The organism is Pseudoalteromonas sp. AOP7-A1-14 (assembly GCF_052376275.1).
GTDB lineage: Bacteria > Pseudomonadota > Gammaproteobacteria > Enterobacterales > Alteromonadaceae > Pseudoalteromonas.
In genome coordinates this window covers 1-1,110 of record NZ_JBQSVO010000256.1, presented here as the reverse complement: position 1 = coordinate 1,110, position 1,110 = coordinate 1, and the positions used below count along the sequence as shown (strand labels likewise).

At 42.1% G+C, this 1,110-nt stretch carries 1 protein-coding gene; it reads left to right on the top strand.

Features of this window, described 5'->3' with window-relative positions; genetic code table 11:
- Positions 1 to 1,094, top strand: a protein-coding gene (locus tag ACT3RM_RS17965; RefSeq protein WP_444511525.1) for an IS3 family transposase whose coding sequence is annotated in 2 segments (ribosomal slippage) — positions 1 to 232 and positions 232 to 1,094 — 1,095 coding nt annotated over the 2 segments. Because the reading frame shifts where the segments join, the coding sequence is not laid out codon by codon here. This gene is flagged as partial in the annotation.
- Positions 1,095 to 1,110 lie beyond the last annotated feature (16 nt).

Here is a 1,110-nt window from a genome sequence, read left to right as displayed (position 1 = left end):
GACAGTCAGATCCTCGCCATTTTGAAGCAAGCCGAAAGCGGTGTGCCCATTCCTGAGCTATGCCGTGAACATGGTATGGGCAACTCAACCTTTTATAAGTGGCGTGCTAAATACGGCGGCATGGATGCATCTTTAATGACGCGAATGAAAGAGCTGGAAGATGAAAACCGCCGTTTAAAGAAAATGTATGCTGAAGAGCGGCTCAAATCAGAGGTCATTCAAGAAGCCATGGCAAAAAAGTGGTAAAGGCTTCTGAGCGCAAAGTATTGGCACATGAAGTCGTTAGCACAAATAGAATGAGCATTGCTTTAGCCTGTCGTACTTTCATGATCAGTGAAACTTGTTATCGTTATGCGTCGATATTAAAAAATGAAAACCTAAAAATAGCAGAGCTGTTACTCGATCTGACTGAGTCAAAGCGGAACTGGGGTTTTAGGTTATGTTTTTTATATTTGCGCAATGTGAAAAAGTATAAGTGGAACCACAAGCGAGTTTACCGCATTTACTGTGAGCTTGAGTTGAACTTGCGTATCAAGCCTAGGAAACGCTTAAATAGAGATAAGCCTGAGCCATTGGCAGTACCAGAAACCATCAATGAATGTTGGTCAATGGATTTTATGCATGACCAATTAGCGGATGGCAGAGCGTGTCGTTTGTTTAATGTCATCGATGACTTTAATCGTGAAGGGCTGACTATTGACGCTGATTTATCACTACCAGCTGAACGTGTGATCCGCTCGTTAAATCAAATTATAGAATGGCGGGGTAAACCAAAAGCTATCAGATGTGATAATGGCCCTGAATATATTAGCAAGCAGCTAGCGCAATGGGCGTTGAATAATGATATCGAATTACGGTTCATTCAGCCCGGCAACCCGCAGCAAAATGCCTATATAGAGCGCTTCAATCGAACGGTTCGTTACGACTGGCTAAGTCATTATATTTACAGTGATATTAGTGAGTTACAAGACAGAGCGACTGATTGGCTATGGACTTATAATAATGAGCGTCCTAATATGGGGTTAGGTGGTATAACACCAATACAAAAGCTGGAAAAGTTAATCAACGGAAATTCTACAGCTAGCCTCCATTAAAAATGGGGGGATTACC